At 43.1% G+C, this 18,408-nt stretch carries 17 protein-coding genes, 1 pseudogene and 1 riboswitch; of the genes and pseudogenes, 10 read left to right on the top strand and 8 right to left on the bottom strand.

Features of this window, described 5'->3' with window-relative positions; all coding sequences use genetic code 11:
• Positions 1 to 228 precede the first annotated feature (228 nt).
• From L1D22_RS11920 to L1D22_RS11935, 4 genes are read right to left on the bottom strand one after another with little or no spacing between them, the layout of a single operon-like run.
• Complete coding sequence (locus tag L1D22_RS11920) at positions 229 to 2,385, bottom strand: cytochrome c (RefSeq protein WP_239829936.1); 2,157 nt, start codon at positions 2,383 to 2,385, stop codon at positions 229 to 231.
• The gene (locus L1D22_RS11925; protein ID WP_239829937.1) at positions 2,382 to 2,996 is read right to left on the bottom strand and encodes a cbb3-type cytochrome c oxidase subunit II; all 615 of its coding nucleotides are present in this window, start codon (positions 2,994 to 2,996) and stop codon (positions 2,382 to 2,384) included. The genes L1D22_RS11920 and L1D22_RS11925 overlap by 4 nt, the downstream gene beginning before the upstream one ends.
• Entirely contained in the window at positions 2,997 to 4,421 is a 1,425-nt protein-coding gene (ccoN, locus tag L1D22_RS11930) for a cytochrome-c oxidase, cbb3-type subunit I (protein WP_239829938.1), read from the bottom strand.
• 43 nt (positions 4,422 to 4,464) lie between these two features.
• Positions 4,465 to 4,851, bottom strand: coding sequence for a cytochrome c (locus tag L1D22_RS11935; protein ID WP_239829939.1), 387 nt, complete (start codon positions 4,849 to 4,851; stop codon positions 4,465 to 4,467).
• Here L1D22_RS11935 and L1D22_RS11940 point away from each other — a divergent pair.
• From L1D22_RS11940 to L1D22_RS11950, 3 genes are all read left to right on the top strand, one after another.
• Positions 4,784 to 5,119, top strand: coding sequence for a hypothetical protein (locus L1D22_RS11940; RefSeq protein ID WP_239830000.1), 336 nt, complete (start codon positions 4,784 to 4,786; stop codon positions 5,117 to 5,119). The two genes, L1D22_RS11935 and L1D22_RS11940, sit on opposite strands and share 68 nt — an antisense overlap.
• A 166-nt stretch (positions 5,120 to 5,285) precedes the next feature.
• Positions 5,286 to 5,741, top strand: a complete 456-nt coding sequence (locus L1D22_RS11945) for a hypothetical protein (protein ID WP_239829941.1) — start codon at positions 5,286 to 5,288, stop codon at positions 5,739 to 5,741.
• A gap of 9 nt (positions 5,742 to 5,750) precedes the next feature.
• Positions 5,751 to 6,776: a GGDEF domain-containing protein gene (locus L1D22_RS11950; RefSeq protein WP_239829943.1), complete on the top strand. Its 1,026-nt coding sequence runs from the start codon at positions 5,751 to 5,753 to the stop codon at positions 6,774 to 6,776.
• 268 nt (positions 6,777 to 7,044) lie between these two features.
• Here L1D22_RS11950 and L1D22_RS11955 read toward each other — a convergent pair whose 3' ends face one another.
• Together L1D22_RS11955 and L1D22_RS11960 are read right to left on the bottom strand one after the other, a co-directional pair.
• Positions 7,045 to 9,480: a bifunctional diguanylate cyclase/phosphodiesterase gene (locus L1D22_RS11955; protein ID WP_239829944.1), complete on the bottom strand. Its 2,436-nt coding sequence runs from the start codon at positions 9,478 to 9,480 to the stop codon at positions 7,045 to 7,047.
• A 3-nt stretch (positions 9,481 to 9,483) separates the two neighbouring features.
• Positions 9,484 to 10,515 carry a spermidine/putrescine ABC transporter substrate-binding protein gene (locus L1D22_RS11960; protein ID WP_239829945.1) on the bottom strand — a complete coding sequence of 344 codons (1,032 nt, stop codon included), beginning with the start codon at positions 10,513 to 10,515 and terminating at the stop codon, positions 9,484 to 9,486.
• Positions 10,516 to 10,988: 473 nt separating this feature from the next.
• On the opposite strand from L1D22_RS11960, the gene L1D22_RS11965 reads away from it, so the two are divergent.
• The 4 genes from L1D22_RS11965 (at position 10,989) to L1D22_RS11980 (ending at position 13,737) form a co-directional block, all read left to right on the top strand.
• Positions 10,989 to 11,819 (top strand): PhzF family phenazine biosynthesis protein, encoded by an 831-nt coding sequence (locus L1D22_RS11965; RefSeq protein ID WP_239829946.1) that lies wholly within the window; start codon positions 10,989 to 10,991, stop codon positions 11,817 to 11,819.
• A gap of 103 nt (positions 11,820 to 11,922) precedes the next feature.
• Positions 11,923 to 12,426, top strand: coding sequence for a YgjV family protein (locus tag L1D22_RS11970; RefSeq protein ID WP_239829947.1), 504 nt, complete (start codon positions 11,923 to 11,925; stop codon positions 12,424 to 12,426).
• A 55-nt stretch (positions 12,427 to 12,481) separates the two neighbouring features.
• Positions 12,482 to 12,946 carry a GNAT family N-acetyltransferase gene (locus L1D22_RS11975; RefSeq protein WP_239829948.1) on the top strand — a complete coding sequence of 155 codons (465 nt, stop codon included), beginning with the start codon at positions 12,482 to 12,484 and terminating at the stop codon, positions 12,944 to 12,946.
• A gap of 494 nt (positions 12,947 to 13,440) precedes the next feature.
• Positions 13,441 to 13,737: a hypothetical protein gene (locus L1D22_RS11980; protein WP_239829949.1), complete on the top strand. Its 297-nt coding sequence runs from the start codon at positions 13,441 to 13,443 to the stop codon at positions 13,735 to 13,737.
• A 129-nt stretch (positions 13,738 to 13,866) separates the two neighbouring features.
• Here the strand turns inward: L1D22_RS11980 and L1D22_RS11985 are convergent, their stop codons facing one another.
• Positions 13,867 to 14,364, bottom strand: a complete 498-nt coding sequence (locus L1D22_RS11985; protein WP_239829950.1) for a fasciclin domain-containing protein — start codon at positions 14,362 to 14,364, stop codon at positions 13,867 to 13,869.
• A 203-nt stretch (positions 14,365 to 14,567) separates the two neighbouring features.
• Here L1D22_RS11985 and L1D22_RS11990 point away from each other — a divergent pair.
• The 3 genes and pseudogenes from L1D22_RS11990 to L1D22_RS12000 all read left to right on the top strand — a co-directional run bounded on the left by L1D22_RS11990 (position 14,568) and on the right by L1D22_RS12000 (position 17,476).
• A pseudogene (locus L1D22_RS11990) lies at positions 14,568 to 15,551 on the top strand (DUF2860 family protein).
• Between the two features lie 161 nt (positions 15,552 to 15,712).
• Positions 15,713 to 16,207, top strand: a complete 495-nt coding sequence (locus L1D22_RS11995) for a GNAT family N-acetyltransferase (RefSeq protein ID WP_239829951.1) — start codon at positions 15,713 to 15,715, stop codon at positions 16,205 to 16,207.
• A 67-nt stretch (positions 16,208 to 16,274) separates the two neighbouring features.
• Positions 16,275 to 16,374: riboswitch (purine riboswitch) on the top strand.
• Positions 16,375 to 16,462: 88 nt separating this feature from the next.
• Positions 16,463 to 17,476: an adenosine deaminase gene (locus L1D22_RS12000; protein ID WP_239829953.1), complete on the top strand. Its 1,014-nt coding sequence runs from the start codon at positions 16,463 to 16,465 to the stop codon at positions 17,474 to 17,476.
• A gap of 195 nt (positions 17,477 to 17,671) precedes the next feature.
• On the opposite strand, the gene L1D22_RS12005 is transcribed toward L1D22_RS12000, so the two are convergent.
• Positions 17,672 to 18,325 (bottom strand): DUF2057 family protein, encoded by a 654-nt coding sequence (locus L1D22_RS12005; protein ID WP_239829954.1) that lies wholly within the window; start codon positions 18,323 to 18,325, stop codon positions 17,672 to 17,674.
• Between the last annotated feature and the right edge of the window lie 83 nt (positions 18,326 to 18,408).

Below are 18,408 nucleotides of genomic sequence, written 5' to 3' on the forward strand. Positions count from 1 at the left end.
TGCACTTGGTGTCATCTTTGTTCTGCGAGATTGATCGCATTATGTGCAGATCTGCTTAATTGTGTAATCAGTTAGTTATCATTGTGTTGTACGGCAAAGCATCGAAAATTCGCGTTTGGGCAAAAGAAAAGGAGACACAGTGGTCTCCTTCTGGCTTGTTAGGCAAAGATAAAAGTTACGAGCTGATCGCTGCTTGTTGAGCCAATCGGCTACGCACAGCTACAGCGCCTATCGTATGTTAATGTTCTTATCTCGATTTTCGTACATTTCAGGTGTGGTGTGTAATCCACCCGCATAACCTGCCGCTTCAAGTGTTTCTCTTACCTCTCGAACATGCTCTGCGGTTACCGGCTCTTGCCTGTCACCAAGGTGCAATCGCACGAAGGTGATCAACTCAGCCAGTCTCTGATCCGATAAGACATCTTCAAAGCTTGCCATTGGCATGAAGTTTCTATCCTTGTCGAGATAGGTCGGTTGTAGACCGCGCACCGTTACCGCAATGGTGTTGAATGGATCACTGTGCATGATGATGCCGTTATTCAACAAAGTAGGGGCGATAGGATCGCGTCCTTTACCGTCGTCTCCATGACAGGCTCCACAGGTTTGGCGATAGGTGGTGTAGATTTCAGCCGCATAAGACTCTTCATCAAACCCTTTAGGCTGCAAAGGTACGGCATCGCTGCTAATGGTGTTGTTGATGTCACCGCTTAGCAAGTAGTAGGACATCGACTCGATATCTTCACGTGTCATCAAACTCAGACTGTTTTTCACTACATCTGCCATCCCTGCAAAAGCGGTACCTTTATCTGAGTGACCTGTGTGTAAGAAGTCGGTGAGTGTTGCTTCATCCCAACCATCGATATAAAGCTCATTGGCTGTGATATCAGGCGCATTCCAACCATCAATCAAGTTACCTTGGAAAATACGTTCTGGTATCAGAGCTTGGGCAATATTTCGTGGTGTGTGACACTCAGAACAGTGACCAAGTCCTGCGACCCAATATTTGCCTTGTTGCCATTTCTCAACGTTGTCGATCTTGTCTTTGAGTTCCTCTGGCACTTCATAATCAATAGGGTCGGTATCCATAAAAACGATATTCCAGCCAAGCAAACCTAAGCGAATGTTGGATGGAAACATCATACTGTTGTCGTCATTACGACGAGGGACCGCGGTAATCGACTGCATGTATTCCCACAAGTCGACCATGTCTTGGTCAGTCAGATATTGATAAGAGGTGTAGGGCATTGCAGGGTACAAATAACCGTCCTTACCTTTACCATCGACTAGCGCGGCTCTGAAAGCATCAAAGTCATAGGTCCCAATACCCTCGGTAGTATGAGGCGTAATATTGGTTGAATACACGGTGCCGAAAGGGGTCACAAACGGCAAGCCGCCAGCGAAGGGTTCGCCACCTTCTGCACTATGACAAGCCACACAGTCACCGGCATACGCTAGGTATTCTCCACGCTCAACAGATGATGCTTTCAAACTCGCGAGCCTTTGTTGCTCCACTTCACCAGCGTGTCGGATGTAAGCCCCAAGTGCGAGTATCTCGTTTTCCGAAAGCTGTTTATCAAACGCAGGCATCAGGTTGTTCAAGCCTTTATTAATAGTATGTTGTATCTCTTCAATACTGCCGCCATGCAACCAAATATCGTCGGAAAGATCAGGGACGCCGATCGCCGGGTTCGCGATAGAACCATCGGCGTGACAAGACGAACAGTATTTTGCAAACAGCTCTTTGCCGACTTTGACTTTCACCTCTGGAACATCTGTATGGCGTTGATTGAGCGAGGCTAAGTAGTAAGAAACCTTAGCCACTTCATCGGGGCGCATGATTTCGCTCCAACCCGGCATCGCACCATTTCGCCCTTTGGCAATGGAATGGATCACAGCCTCATCGCTGCCGCCGTACAACCAATCTTGGTCAATAAGGTTAGGGAAGTGCTTCTGACCTTGTGCATTGTCTCGGTGACAAGCCGCGCAATGAGTTTGGAACAGGATCTGACCGCTATTAACGATCTCAGGAATGGCAGCTAATCCCTCTAACGTGGTTTCGCTAGTCTGTGCAAATTGTTCATTGAGAGTGGTGGATGGTGAGCTGAGCTTATCGTCGCTCTGCTCCCAATCGACCAAGCCTTCCCATTCACCAAGTCCAGGGTAGAGCACCAAGTAACCGGCAGAGAGCAAGAACGCGACCGCATAACTGACAAACAGCAGTTTAGGTGGTGGTGCGTCCTTCTCTTCAATGTCATCAAAGGTGCCAATGGTGTGGTCATGATCGGCTTGGTGATTGCTTCGCCAGTATTTAACGACAACCGATACCATCAGAACAAAGAATATTAAGGTTAATATTACCGCCCATAGATTCCAAAATGCACTCATTGTGATACCTCCTGTGACGTATCTTTACCAAGGCTTTGTAGATAACGGATCAGCGCTTCGCCTTTGGTTTTTCCTCTTACTTGCAGTCTGGCATCGCCAATTTCTTGGTCAGTATAAGGCACGCCTAACGTACGTAAGGCTTCCATTTTGGCGCTGATATCATCCCCAGTTAGAGTTTGCTCAAATAGCCACGGGTAAGAGGGCATGATAGAGGTAGGAACAACTCTGCGAGGGTTCACGAGGTGAATGACATGCCATTGGTCAGAATATTTTCGGCCTAAGTTTGTTAGGTCAGGCCCGGTACGTTTTGAACCCCACAAGTTAGGAAACTCATAAATGTCGTCTGCCTCTTTATTCGGGCGACCATTACGTTTCACTTCTGGTTCGAGAGGACGAACCATCTGAGTGTGGCAAACATGGCAGCCTTCACTGATGTATATGTCTCGCCCTGCTAACTCAATAGGTGTGAGCGGCATGGCTAAGCTGCCTTTGGCAATATCGTCTCCACGGACGATGCTTGGCACTACCCAAACCAATAAAGAGAAGGAGGCGACAACAACGGTCGTCAAAATCAAAATGACGATTGAGTGTGTAAAGTCTTTACTCATCATTTAAGCCCCCTCATTAACGGTGTGTTTAGCATCATGTACGGCGGGCATACGAACCGTTTTGTACAAGTTGAATGCCATTAAGAACAATCCAAGGACGAACAGCGCGCCACCAAAGAATCGTAAGAACAACCAAGGTGCTTTGAAGTCCATTGCCTCTACAAAACTGTAAATCAGTTCGCCATTTTCATTTTGAGCGAGCCACATATAACCTTCACCGATGCCCGCGACCCAAAGTGCTATCGCATAAAGAGCGACACCGGCATGAGCGAGCCAGAAGTGCCACTTAATCAGTCGTGGTGACCAAAGATCGGTTTGGCCCCACAAGCGTGGGATGAAGTAGTAAAAGACGGCTATCCCTGACATCCCAACCCACCCAAGTGCTGCAGAATGTACGTGACCGATAATCCATTCGGTGTTGTGTGCCACCATGTTGAACCAGCGAATGGCAAGCAGTGGGCCTTCAAATGTTGCCAAGCAGTAGTAAAGAATCGCTGAGAAGAAGAATAAAAGAATGTAATCGGACTTTAGCTTTTCTTTATTTTGCAGAAGGGTCATTGCGCTATTGAACGCACCGGCCCACGAAGGGAGCCAAAGGATCAGCGACATCACGATGCCGATATTTTGAATCCAGATGGGAACGGAAGAGTAAACGAGATGGTGTGTCCCGGCCCATGTGTAGAAGCCGACCAAGCCCCAGAAGTGGATCACAGACAAGCGGTACGAATAGATAGGTCTATCGGCTGCTTTGGGTATGAAATAGTAATTCATACCGATGATACCCGCGGTCAGTAGGAAACCGACGGCATTGTGTCCCCACCACCACTGAACAATCGCATCTTGAGCGCCTGCAAATACAGAGTAGGATTTCATCGCTAAAACTGGTATCGCAAGGTTGTTGACGATGAAAATCATGGCAACGACGATGATGAAAGCAGCAAAGAACCAGTTTGCCACGAAGATATGACTGACCCTCCGCTTTGCAAGCGTGCCAAAGAACAACACTGCATAAAGCACCCAAACCAGCACAATCATCAAGTCGATTGGCCATTCAAGCTCTGCATACTCTTTTGAGGTTGTGTGGCCTGCGGGGAGCGAAATGACTGCAAGTAAAAGAATGAATTGCCAGCCCCAAAATACCATCCATGAAAGGCTTTTGTTGAATAGGTCACAATGGCCCGTTCGCTGGGCTATGTACAAAGAAGTACCCATTAAAATATTCACGACGAAGCCGTATATCACACCAGAGGTATGTAGCGGGCGCAGTCGACCAAATTGGAAATATTGGGAATCGAAGTTTAAGACTGGCCAATATAATTGCGCGGCGAGAATCACGCCGATGATCATACCTACAATCGCCCACACTAAGGATGCGACGATGAAGTACTTCACGACCTTAATGCTGTATTGCGTTGTCACTTGTTCCATAACAAGGCTCCTTGCCTAGAGGTTTTGAACCGCTGACTGAATTTTATTCGCTGACTTCGTTTGAATCGCCGAGCGAGCTTGAGTCATTGCCCAGCATTGAATAGAAATAGGAAATATCACGGATACCTTGGTCTGAAAGCGTGTCGGCCTGCTGCTGCATGAGTATCGCCAAGCCACTGGTTCTTTCACGTGTCTGATAATCTTTCAGTGAAGAGATCAGGTATCCCACCTTTTGACCGCGAAGGTTCGGGTAGGGGTCTTGTGTTGAGATACCATCAACGCCATGACAAGTCATACACACCTTAGCTTTCTGTTTACCCAATTCGAATTGCTCTTTGTTAACTTCGGCAGAAACAGGAAACATGACCAGCGTCATTACTAAGGTAGAAAGTGCCGTCATGGGGTTAAATCTTCGCTTATTTAAACTCATTATCGATTCCCTTGATTGTGAAGTGAGTAAACCTTTCTTAGAGCGCAACGTATGTAAGCTGGTGGACTTCAAAACGATGAATACTAGTTTAAAAGGCGCTCAAAACTGCTTACGTTCGATTAAAGGTTATGCAGCGGCAGGCATTCTCGCTACTTACAGACTCATTTTTATTGTCAATTTTATTGGTCACTACGTATTCATAGGAGGAATTGGATTAATCAAGGTGTTTAAAAACGGAGATTTTTACGGCATAAATGTTAACCAATGAATATTTGGGAAGAAACATAGGTTGTTTTCATGCTGGATTACAAGGTTAAAACGTTATTTTAACTGGACTGAGTTGCATGAATTAAAAATTAGGTAATGTCTAAGCAAGTCAAATGGCTAATATGGACTAGACTCAAGTTAGTGACCTTTTTAAAACGGAGTTAAAAATGAGAACTGCACTTCTTTTGATATTTTCATTCTGTTCATTTTCTATTTTTGCTGCGTCAGAATTAACGGTATTCGACCATTTAGGGCAAAAGCATGAGTTCAGCCGAGAGCAATTGTTGTCGCTCCCTCAACAAGAAATTTCCACCACCTTACCTTGGGTAGATGGAGAATCTGTGTATAGCGGGGTCACGTTACTCGCGGTACTTGAAAGCATGGATTTACCTGTGTCAGCTCAGGTCACGTTTGTCGCGTTGAACGATTATAAAGTTGTAGTGCCAAAGGAAGGTTTTTATGACTATCAGCCTATTATTGCGATAAAGCAAAATGGTGAGTTTATGTCGGTGAGAGACAAGGGACCTTATTGGTTGATCTACCCATTGTCGACTCGCCCAGACATTGATAACACGGACTTTCATGCCAAGATGATCTGGCAGATACGCGATATCTACTTGTAGAGGCTCATTATGAAAAAACTGCTGCCATTAGCTGTGATTAAAACCACTGTGTTGAGTTTGGCGGTGATTGTTTTAACCGTTAATATCTATAGTGTTACGCGGATTAATGATATTAATAAGAGTTTTTCTAGTAGTCAAAATGAAGTGACTTGGTTTGTCTTTCAGCTCGTCAAAGAGTACGCCAATTTCTTGATGGTTACTCGGTCAGACACGATTGACTATGACGAATTGTGGTTGGCCTACGATATTACCTGGAGTCGTTTTGATATTTTAATTAATAGTACTGAGTCATCTGATTTTATTCGCTCAGCAAACTTTAGACCTTATTTTACGGCTGAGTTTGACAAATTTAAGTCGTTAGAGTCCTCAATTAAACTGGTTAAGCAAGGTAAGTTGCCTCAAGGTTCTCTGCAAAAAAAAATAGAGATTTGTTACAACACCTTGGTTGATTTTATTAACGAAAAATTTCGCCTACAGAGTCCTGTAATTGAAGATAACACCTCTATGGTCGACAAGTGGGTCTTGGTGAACTATGTCAGCAGTATTTTTCTGATGTTGCTGCTGATGATGACTGGTGTAATTTTCTATGTCGATTCTTCTACTAAAAGAAAACTCTATTCTACGGATTTCATTACGGGTTTCCGTAACCGTGTTTCTCTGATGAAATTTGTTAAGAGCAATTACCCCAAAGATAACAATTTTGATTTGTATTTCGTTCGAATCAGAAATCTGAGTGAAATCAACCAAAAGTATGGACCTGAATATGGCGATCTGGTAGTGAGTTCCACGGCAAAATCTCTTACATCAAAAATTCCAGACAGTACGATTTCTTTTCGTAGTAGTGGTAGTCAGTTTTTATTCTTTGTCCCAGAACATTTGTATGAAAGCGACGAAATTCAAGACCAATTTAATGACGTGTTGAGTGATTACATTTCTGCGGGTAATTTGGAACTCATGATCGACGCAGTAGTAAGGCATAAGAAAAACATTAGCTCTAAAGACATGTTGGAGCTAGTCACTACCATGCAAGGTTAAAGCTTGTATTCACGAGCTTTACTCACGCAGCTCATTTCGCTTCTTGTTCACCCTAATGTCAGTGTTAAGCCCTGATATTTTACGCTTCTACCCGTCTAGCTGTCCTAGCTACAATTCGGTCTATCGCTTATGGTGTGTTTTCCTAATGACTTTAATATCTTGTGACCTTAATACCTTATGATTGGATGTGTACTAGTAGAAGAGTGGATGTGTATTAGTTGAAGAGTGGATGGAGAACGCTGAAGGCTAGAAGAAGAAAACCACGAGCTTATTTATTTTGGTTTAGAGCCACAATTCGTTCGTCAGAATCACCGTCACTTGATGGTGTTGCCTGCTCTAAAATCGCCTGTGGGGTGTGCTCTCGAATGAACTCAATAAACTGGATATAGGTTAGCGGTTTACTGAATAAGTAACCTTGTATGAGGTTACAGTTGGCTTTCCTTAAGTACTGATATTGCTCTATAGATTCCACACCTTCTCCAACGACTTGGGTACCACAGGAATGGCCTAAGTTAACCATGGAATCGACCATCCTACGGTCGGCCTTATCTTTGGTTATGTTATCGATAAAGCTCTTATCAATTTTAAGCTCGTCAACGGGATAATGAAGCAATTGGTTGAACGCGGAGTATCCGGTACCAAAGTCATCCAGTGATACCTTTAAGCCCAAGCTTCTTATACTTTCGATGGTCTGGACTGTAAGCTTGGTACTCTTCACATAACTGGTCTCAGTTATCTCGATAATGATGTTACCAGCCGGTACTTGATATCGCTCGAGCACCTTACGAATGTTGTCGGCGAAGTTACGATTGTAAAGCTCCATTGCCGATACATTAATTGATAGAGTGCCTTTGTATTTATAGATCTCTGAAAGTTCTTTATAGCTTTTAATGGCAGTGTTGATTACCCACATGTCGATCTTTGATATTAAGTTGCTCTTCTCTGCTACTGGGATGAACTCGTCCGGTCCTGCGTTAATATTAGTAAGAGTAGGGCAGCGAATGAGACACTCGACACCGTCGACTTCAAGTGTTTTGGCATCAAAAATTGGCATAAAGCGCAACTCGAAGTTGTCGCTTTCACAACACTCCAACAGTCTTTTTTCAATCACATCATGTCGCTCTAGAGTATGCAATAACTCTTCTCCATACACGATGCGGCTTTCTCCATCACTGTGAGCCTTGGCGTTAACCAACATCGCATCAATACATCGGTGCCAAATCTGTTCAAATTTAGGAGTATCGACAGGCAGTACGCCTGTGGCGATAGAGAGCCTAAAACCGTAGTAATCGAGGAAGGTAGTACCGGTGAGCACATTATTGATGTTCTCAATCTCATCGTTGATGGATTGATTAGGGCCTATTTCCAATATGGCAATAAACTGGTTGCCACCAAGCCTTGCTAAAGAATAATCACTCCAACTAAAGCCCAACGTTGATTGCTGGTTTTGTAATGTCTCTCTGAGCGCTTTGGCCAAACTTATCAGGACGTTATCACCGACTTTGGCACCATAAAGGTCATTAATTTTTCGAAAGTCGATGATGTCCCAACAGACTAAATAACAGTTTGGGTTCATCGAACTTTTTAAACGGACATCAAGGTGTCGAATGAATGAGCGTCGGTTGGCAAGCTTGGTCAATTGGTCAAATTCGGCTTCAAACTTTAATTCAGTCAGTGAGTCGATGTAGGCGTTTTTAAGGCCATCAATTTCGCTTTGTCCTGATGAACGTTTGAAATATCGAAGTTTGAGTCCACCAATGGAGATTTCATGCAAAAGATCTTTGAGTGGACGAACCAATTGGTAGCGGACGACCAGGTGTACGATCAACATAATAATGAAAAGGGTCGAAAAGTAGCCAAGAAAGGTTTGTTGAATTATGCGAGTCTTTTCTTGATCGAACTTCTGCTCGCGGATATTAACTTTAGCAAGGAGGTTGCGACTGGCCATTTGAACTTTAATTCTGTCGTTCTCATGTTCAAATGACTCGATGACAAATTGTTTGCTTTCAATGTGTTTTGCGTCGGTTGATGGCTCAATCAATAGCTGCATGTTGTCGTTATCATTGTATGCGTTCAACAAGCTAGATAATTGTTTTAATGGTCCATCGGCAATCAAGATGTATCGGTTCAGGCTGCCGTTTGCGCGTTTGTCTTGTGGAAGTAGATAGGGATCGATAGCAGCCACATAAGCATATCGGAGTTCACCACTTATGGATACATAAGAGAAGCCTTGCTGAGATAACTCGTCTTGATTTACTAATGCCGTATACACATCAAACACACGCTCATAAATGGTATCTGGGATTTTTAGCCCCTCGAAAGGGTCAGCGCGTAACGTAGAAAGTGTTAAGTTGAAGTCGGGATCGATGATGTAAATATTACGCTGCCCAAACTGATTGACGTTACTTTGATTCAACGCTTGAAGGACTCTTTTTTCTAACAAAGATAAAGTGGTGTAATCACTTGGGGTTTGAATATAGCGTAAGAACTGGAGGGAAGAACTGATGTCTTTTGCCAGTAAAGATAACCCCAATTGTTCGTATTCCGCTGCAACCAGAGCAGAATTTACGTCAGATTGTACTTCATCTAAATACATACGCTTAACATGGTTAGAGGCAAAGTTGTATGTGACTAGCCCTGCTATTGTGAAAACGAATATCAGCGTGGGTATGAGTACGAAATAGAGCTTCTTTAATACTGGCATTTACTATCTCAAACTATCAACGATACGGTTACGAATTTGAATGCTGTTGGGTTCTAGCATTTGGTATAGGTAGCTTCGTTCTATTACCTCTTGGCTAGGAAAAAGCTCAGGATCATTTTGGTACTCTTGAGAGGTTAGTGCTTTTGCCTTGGAATTAGGCGTAGCAAACCCCGAATCCATTGCATTTTTTGCTGCAATATCAGGTTGTGATAAAAAGGATAGAATGGTGGTTGCTTGCTGAGATAACTCCCCGTTGTTGATTGCGGCAATACACTCTAACCATATCGTTGTGCCTTCTTCTGGAACAATGTAAGCCCAATCCGGATTAGGATCTACATCGTTTAATACATAGCTATCACCCGCGTAACCGTAGGCAATATCAATGTTGGCTAGTTTTTCGGGATGATGGATGTAATCAACAACATATTCATTGCTTTCGAGGTGAGGCTTCTGTTCCTGCAGTGTTTTATAAGCAATTCTCAGTTCTTGTTCATTGTTGGTAAAAGGATTGAATTGATTGACCAGTAAAGCTGTGCTGACCAAATCAGTTGGTTCATAATACATACTGATTCGGCCACTATTTTTTATATCGGGCACGAGTATGTCATTCCAAGAGCTCGGTGTTTCTATTTTGTCGCTTCGGTAAAGAATACCAGAGGTACCCCAAGCGTAAGGGATGCCATACTCGCCGCACCCATCGACCCATCTCGAGTCAAAGTTACTTGCGAGGGATTCTTGTAAATCACTCAGGTCGTGAAACAGGCCCTGCTTGGCTAATGCTTTTAGCTTCATACTTTCTATAACAACCAGTTCAAATGCGCTACGACGTTCGCTCAATAACACTTCGTCTCGAATGGATTCATCAGAAAAGTATTGCTGCTTCAAAGTAATACCGTATGCGTCGCTCAGTGTGGTAATGACACTTTCAGATAAGAATTCATCCCAGTTATAAAGGTAAATATCATGCTGCTGGCTAAAAGCAAAACCAGAAAAAAAGGATGATGATGCGAGAATTGAAACGTAATAAGCCTTCACTGACGGATTCCTTTCGCACGGTGTTTAATAAAATCGTAGCCCAAAATTTGCAACATGTTTCAAATTTACGCCTCTTATTTTAGTACAACCTAATGCATTGCATGTGAGTCCTTAAGTTTGAAACTGAACGTTACAAGCGAAAAAAGGCATGGTCTCATACATATCTATTTAAAATTAATGGCTTAGAAAATAACTGTCATAGTGTTGTAATTAAAATGTCACAGTATGTGGGCGTATTCATCACATTTTGCTTAGGGCTAGCGTTAAGAAAGGTGGGAGAGCGACTTTGTTCTCATGCTTCGTGTTCTTTTTTCTGTGAAAGGAGCTAGATTATTCTTTGTTTATCATTTTGTTACTTCTTGAATAAGTATCGACAAAGTTATCGTTAATTACTTGTAGCACAGAGTGATTGTGCTTATTGTTGTCTGCAATATCTGTTCATTGTTTAAGTTATGTCGGCATCAGGAGTCATTGTGGGTTTAGAGATATATCAAGTGGATTCGTTTACAAATCAAGCATTTAAAGGGAGCCCTGCCGGTGTTTGTATCTCCCAAGAGCCTTTGGATGAGTCGTTAATGTTTTCAATCGCTGAAGAGATGGCGGTATCCGAAACGGCTTTTCTTTCGCTTAATAGCATGACGCTTAAATGGTTCACTCCCGAAGTCGAGGTGAAGCTGTGTGGGCACGGCACCTTAGCGACTGTCCATGTAATGAAAGAACAAGGCTTGGTAAAAACAGGTGACATGGTAGCGTTTAACACCTTATCTGGAGAGTTATCTGCCACCGTTGGTGAATCGTCAATTGAGCTTGATTTCCCTAGTACCCAATTATCTTCGAACCAGCTATCTTCGAATCAGCTATCTTCGAATTCTGAACTCAACCTCGCATTGTTAGAGCACCTTGGGCTATCACTGGATCAAGTGGTTTCGTTTAGAGAGTTTGATTCTAAACAGCTGATTGAAGTAACTGACGAAAACGTGTTGTTGGCTCTTGCACCCAACTTTGATGCCTTGAAAGGTATGAAGGGGCGAGGTGTTGTCGTGACGGCATTGTCGTCGAATTCTGAACTTGACTTTGTTTCTCGTTACTTTGCACCTTGGGTGGGCGTCAATGAGGATCCGGTTACTGGCTCGGCGCATTGCGCACTCACGCTGCATTGGGCAGATAAGTTAAATAAATGCAGTTTCAGTGCCTATCAGGCATCACGTCGTGGCGGGTACATGTCGACCGAATTATTGGATAATGGGCGCATAAAGCTGATTGGCTCTGCTACAACTGTGATCAGTGGTGTGTTAAAAGTTTAAGGCGTTATTGGCTGTATCTGTTTGAGCTCATCAAGCGAGTTCGTTCGATTATTGATGATTGAATTAAACGGCTAGGGCGTAAGTTATTATTGAAGGAATCACTGTGTCAGCGTTTTATCTATCTCAAGTCTTAGTCGCCATTGCTATTTGCTTCGATCTTCTGTCATTCCAGTTCAAAGAAAGGAAGAAAATCGTCACGTGTTTGTTCTTTGCAGGCGTGCTTATTTCAAGCCACTTTATTTTATTAGAGCAGTGGACGGCGGCAAGCTTAATGACGATTGCCACGATTCGTTATTTGACGAGTGTGTTCTCTACTTCGTCCAAGTTTAAGTATTTGTTCTGTTCGATGTCTGTAGTTGCGACAGCAGTCACGTACTCTGGGCTGACCAGCATATTGAGTTGTTTTGCCTCTGTGTTTCAAACCTTTGCTGCGTTTAATAAGGATGACCGTCGATTAAGAGAGCTAATGATCATCGGAACTAGCTTTTGGTTGGTCCATAACTACCTGGTTGGCTCTCCAACGGCGGTGCTGATGGAAGCGCTGTTTATTTGCAGTAACTTGGTCGGCTATTACCGTTTTTACTTCAAAAAGAATGCCATCGCTTAGAGTTTTAGTCTTGATGGCTAAACCCAAAACACTAAAGACATGAGAGGAGTATGTCGTGGTTAGAATTAGAAATTACCAACCTAGTGATAGCAAAGCGCTATGGGAGATCTATTTTCATACCGTCCGTAATATTAACGTTCGCGATTACTCTCAAGAACAAGTAGAGGCTTGGGCGCCAAGTGACTTTGCTTCGGAACTGTGGGAAAAATGTCTTCGTCGTATACAGCCCTTTGTGGCCGAATTAGACGGGCGCGTTGTTGGGTATACTGACCTTCAACCAAGTGGGTTAATTGACCATTTTTTCTGTCATCACGAATATCAAGGTAAAGGCGTAGGAAGAGCTTTGATGGAGCACGTATTTTCAGTCGGCAGAGTGCGTGGTGTTTCTCGATACTTCTCAGAGGTGAGTATTACCGCCAGACCTTTCTATGAGCATCTTGGCTTCAAGATTGTGAACGAACAAGAAGTCGATATGCGAGGCGTAAAACTGACGAATTACGTGATGGAGAAAGTGACCTAGTAGCCTGAGCTAACCATCAATAGCGTCGGCGATTTCGAGTTACGTGCATCTTTATTGGTCTAATCTAAACTAATAAGACTACATGGAGTGTGGCTCATGAATATTGTACTTAGTAATAAAATCCTCGTTTTAATTTCCTCTCTCTCATTGGCGGCAGGGATATTGGCTTTGAAGTTCGGCTTCGAAGGGTTATTCCCGATCTTTGTCGTCGTTATTTCTTTCTTTTCTGTCGTTATCAATCTGTATTTACTGTGTATCAGTCGAGAAGGCAAAGATGTCTCCGATTCCTATCAATAAGCTAATACAGCTCGTCCCGAAGCATTAACCAAAGGGTTTGAAAAACATAAGAAATAATCGACATGAATGACCGGATTTTATTTCTTATGATTCTCAAATTTGCGACATTTGTTGGTGGCTTTTTTTACCATGTTCTTAAGAATTTTTCCAGGTTGCATATAGTATGCAGGCTGATTTAGTTTAATTGAGGAATCCAAGTGGGAATAGAAGCTTTGGCGTTTGTAATGGACGCTTTAATCACGGCATGTTGTATGTACGTTGCCTCGAAAATGTCTTTTGTTGTTGCCGATTTTAAATCCCTTCTGACCATCGCTGTTATCGTTGCTTTAGTGTCGTTGATTCCAACTGTAGGGTGGGTTTTAGGGTTGATCCTTTTCGTATTCCTTCTCGGGAAGGCAACGCACGCGAGTATTGGTGACTGTATTTGGGTAGTGGTGTTTACCAAGGTCGTGTCGATGGCGGCTTTTTTGATATTCGGACGTTTGTTTGTCTAGTTGTACATGCAAAAGAAAGTTCGCCTTCTTTGATGACGAAACTCAGTTAGCTCTAAACACGAAAAGGGTGTGAACCAGTCACACCCTTTAAAGAATTTTTGAAGGCTTATTACTCACTTTAACCATTGATTATTTTGGTAATAGTACCGCATCAATCACATGGATGACGCCGTTGCTTGCTTCAACGTCTGGCATCACGACTTTGGCTTTGTTAATCATCACACTGCCATGATCAATCCCTACCATTACAGCTTCACCTTGGACTGTGACTGCACTGTTCAGTTTCATTACTTCAGCCGCCATAATTTTCCCAGGTACGACATGATAAGTCAGCACTGCGACTAACTTGTCTTTATTCTCTGGTTTCAACAGCATATCGACCGTTCCCTTTGGCAATGCAGCAAATGCCTCATCGGTTGGGGCGAATACGGTAAATGGTCCGTCGCCTTTCAATGTATCCACTAAGCCTGCTGCTTTTACCGCCGCGACTAAGGTTGTGAACGAGCCATTTTCTGCAGCCACATCAACGATGTCTTTCTTCATACCATGATGATCCGCATGAGCAAAAGCTGTGAAAAGAAGCGATGCAAATAGTACTGACAGAGTCTTGCTTAAATAATTAAACATATTGTAGTCCTTTGAGTTTGTCCGTGATTTCCGAGAGGTATTACGAAAGCTTTAAAGCGATAGATCAATTTATTGCACCCTCGTAACGCTTATTTCAACAACCAGAGTCATCAGATGGATAAAAAGTCCATGTTAAATGCTTGTTGTAATTCCATTTTGGTACTTATAGTTACTGGGTGGTTATTCAAATAGCGGATGTGAATATGAGATTTGTTTTACCAGTTGTGTTTTCGGCAGTTGCTTCAATGCCTGCTTATAGTGGCCTTGCCCCAAGTGAAGGTTTCAACGGTAACTTCAGTGTTTTGGTCGGTTCCTATTCAGACAGTAGTAACCTGAGTACCGAGCAAGACTCGAATTAAACAAGCAATAACATGGAAGGAGACAGCGAAAACCAAGGGTTACTTGGCTTTCTCGGAATCGTTCAATACACCTTTGGTGAATCTCTAACTCACCAAGTGTATGCCGGTACTACCCGAGAGGATATCGCGACAGGTACCATTGCGTTTGAGATCGGTTACCGACATCAACTGTCTGGTGGCACTATATTAGATGTCTCTGTGTTGCCGACACTTATCTCTGGTAAGGCTTGGTCGGATCCTTACGCCGTTGGTGTCAATCGCAACGAAACCGATGTGAAAGGTAATGTAGGACGACTACGATTGAGCAACATTGGTGGAACTGCCTTCCAAACGGATTTCGCGATTGGCGAATCTGATGTTGATGACGAGTTATCAGGCACTCAATCCTTATCGGCACAAGACGCAGCGTTGTTAGATAGAGAAACAACCTATTTGTATGCCAAAGCAGGTTATCGCTTTATATTGCCAAACCAAGCAGGTATTTTCGTACCTTCTATGGTGTATTTCAGTTCAAATGCAGAAGGCGGCGCACTGATCTTTGACACCTACGGTATCGAATTAAATTACGCGAAGAGAATTGGTCGTCATGGTTTTGTTATCACATTAGATGCTAATGACCGACAGTATGATGAAGCGAATCCGATTTATGGAAAAGCTCGTGAAGAGAACGAATACGGCGGCTTCTTAGCGTATGAATTTGTCGGATTGATGGGTTATGAAGATTGGGCGTTTATCAGCTTACTTGGTCTAAGAACGATTGATTCCAATATCGACTTCTATAATTCTGAACAGGTACTTGCGAGCGTCGGTGTCGACTATAAGTTCTAAGGGTTAGCTATTCCGAAGCGTTGTATAACGCTAAGATTTCGTTGAGTTTATTATCTGTTTAATTATTTCGAGCACTTATAATCTTTAAGGTTGTAGGTGCTCGTTGCTATCCGTAGTATGAAAGTCGTTCAGTTAAAAAGATCAGATAGTAAGGAAGCGCTTTGGAAGTACAAATTAGACACCTAGAACTCACAGACAACCAAGATATTTTTGATATTTATCGTCATCCATCAGTATCAGAAAACACCTCACAAAAGCCTTTCCTCAGCTCTGATCAAGTGGAGCGACTGTTTGGTCACTCAGACCATTTCACTTTAGTCGCTGAAGTGTCAGGTAAAGTCGTTGGGCACATTACTTTATTTATGACGACCAAGGTTCGAGATAGACACTCTGCTGGCCTCGGGATTGCGATTCACCCAGACAACCACGGTCAAGGGGTAGGTAAGGCGTTAATGCAAGAAGCGATCAATCAGGCCGATAACTGGCTTAACCTCGTTAGGCTTGAGTTAGAGGTTCATGCAGATAATCACGGTGCGATTGCTTTATATGAAGGCGTCGGTTTTCAATTAGAAGGCACCAAAAGGCTGAGCACATTCAAAGGCGGCAAATACATTGATATGCTGCTGATGTCGAGAATCAGACCTGACTACCTTTGATCGCTAGCTAAATCGGTTTTTGCTATATTACTGAGTAATTGGTTAGTGAAATTCATAGTGAATTGTGTATAGTGGCAACCGTTTGCTTCGTATAACCCCAATGATATGGTTTGGGGGTCTCTACCAGCTCCCGAAAAGTGCTGATTACGAAGGGTTTAGATCACAATTGTGTTCTTACTCTTTGTAATGGCGTTCAAAAACATCCTGTCTATTATTTAGAGTAAGTGCACACCTAAAATCCATAGTAGGTTAAATATGAAAGCATTTATTCAAGGTCTTCCAAAAGTAGAACTGCATTTACACATTGAAGGCTCTCTCGAACCTGAGTTGCTTTTTCAACTTGCTCAACGCAACGGTATTGAACTGCCTTACTCATCTCCTGAGCAGTTAAGGCGCGCATACGAATTTGATGACTTGCAGTCGTTTCTCGATATTTATTATCAAGGTGCTGATGCGCTGCGTACCGAACAAGACTTCTATGACCTAACATGGGCTTACTTAGAGCGCTGTAAAGCCGATAACGTTATTCATACCGAAATCTTCTTTGATCCTCAGACACATACTGATCGTGGTATTGCATTCGACACGGTGATTAACGGTATTCACCATGCGCTTGAACAGGGTCAAAAAGAGCTTGGTATTACCTCTCAAATTATTGCCTGCTTCTTGCGTCACCTGTCTGAAGAGAGCGCCATTAAAACGTTCGCCGATGTGCTAAAACACAAAGACAAAATCATCGGTGTTGGATTAGATTCTTCAGAGCTAGGACACCCACCAGAGAAGTTTAAACGCGTATTCCAACAGGCTAAACAAGCGGGATTTTTGACTGTGGCTCATGCTGGTGAAGAAGGGCCAGCTCAAAACATCGTGGATGCGATTGAGATGCTGAGTGTGAGTCGTGTTGATCATGGTGTGCAGTGCATGACCGATGATGCTTTGATCGCCGAATTGATTGAGACCAAAATGCCGCTGACCGTGTGTCCATTATCTAACATCAAATTACGCGTATTTGATGTAATGGAAGACCACAACATTGTCGAACTGTTGAGAAAGGGCGTCGCTGTGACCATTAACTCTGATGATCCGGCTTACTTTGGTGGCTACATGTCGGATAACTTCAACGCAGTGAGCCAAGCTCATGAGATGACGCAGCAAGAGTTGGTGCAGTTTACTTTGAATGCCATCGAAGCGAGCTTTATTGAAGAGTCATTGAAGCAGCAATATCGAGATGCCGTTCAAGCGTATCTCATAAAAGCAGCTGAACTGTAGTTTGTTAGCTTTAATAGATGAGGTTTGCTAGTGCGTAGTTTATTAACAGATAGTTTATTAACAGGTAGCCTATTAACGGATAGCTTATTAATAGGTAGCTTGTAGCCTACGATATTTGCAATTCATCCCTCGCAAAAAATATAAACGACCAACCATTGCTGGTCGTTTTTCGTTTGAACAAGTGATAAATCGGATCTACTTGTTCACGTATTCTTTGAATTTCTGCTTGGTTTCAGCGTCAGCTTTCTCGTACCAGAAATAAAGCATTTCTTCTGCAGTATTCGATGCGTTAGCGTCGATTTTTGCTGGTAGCGTTACTGGTTGAACAACGGCCGCTGTAGCGCCTGCTGCTGTACCCATTGCTATAGCTGCAATGCCACCTTTCTTGTTGTACTCTTTCGCTTCTTGATGGTATTTACGACCAATCTGCATACCATCTTTCACTAGCTTGTCTTGCTTAACGCTGATTGAGTTTTGGTCTTCATCAACCAATTTCCAATCAAGGTTCTCAAAACCTTTCTTCGCTTCAGCGGTATTGCGGTATTTCGGCATATCGAACGTCAATGCGGCGTCCGTTGCGTTAAAAGTAGCAATGATCGCGTCGCTATCAACGAATTCGCGGTCGTTACCTTTATCAAAAGCCAGTTGATATTGGAATACGATCTGGTTCTGACCGTCTGGAACGGTTAGCGTTTTATGAGAAGAGAAAAGACTACCGTCAAGATCTGGCTTAGCTTCATTAACCGCTAAGACATCTACGTTAGAAGGAACTTCAATGGTTACGTCAGCTAACACGTGTGGTGCTGCGATAATTGTGGAAAGCAGCGCAATGGAGTGTAATGTTTTCATAGTCATACAGTTATTTAGGTGAGTTGTTCTACACTCGCATGCATAAAACAGTATTTCAAGTTACCTTGTCTCGATTTGGTAAA

Source organism: Vibrio sp. Isolate34 (genome assembly GCF_022397915.1).
In the GTDB taxonomy this organism is placed as follows: domain Bacteria; phylum Pseudomonadota; class Gammaproteobacteria; order Enterobacterales; family Vibrionaceae; genus Vibrio.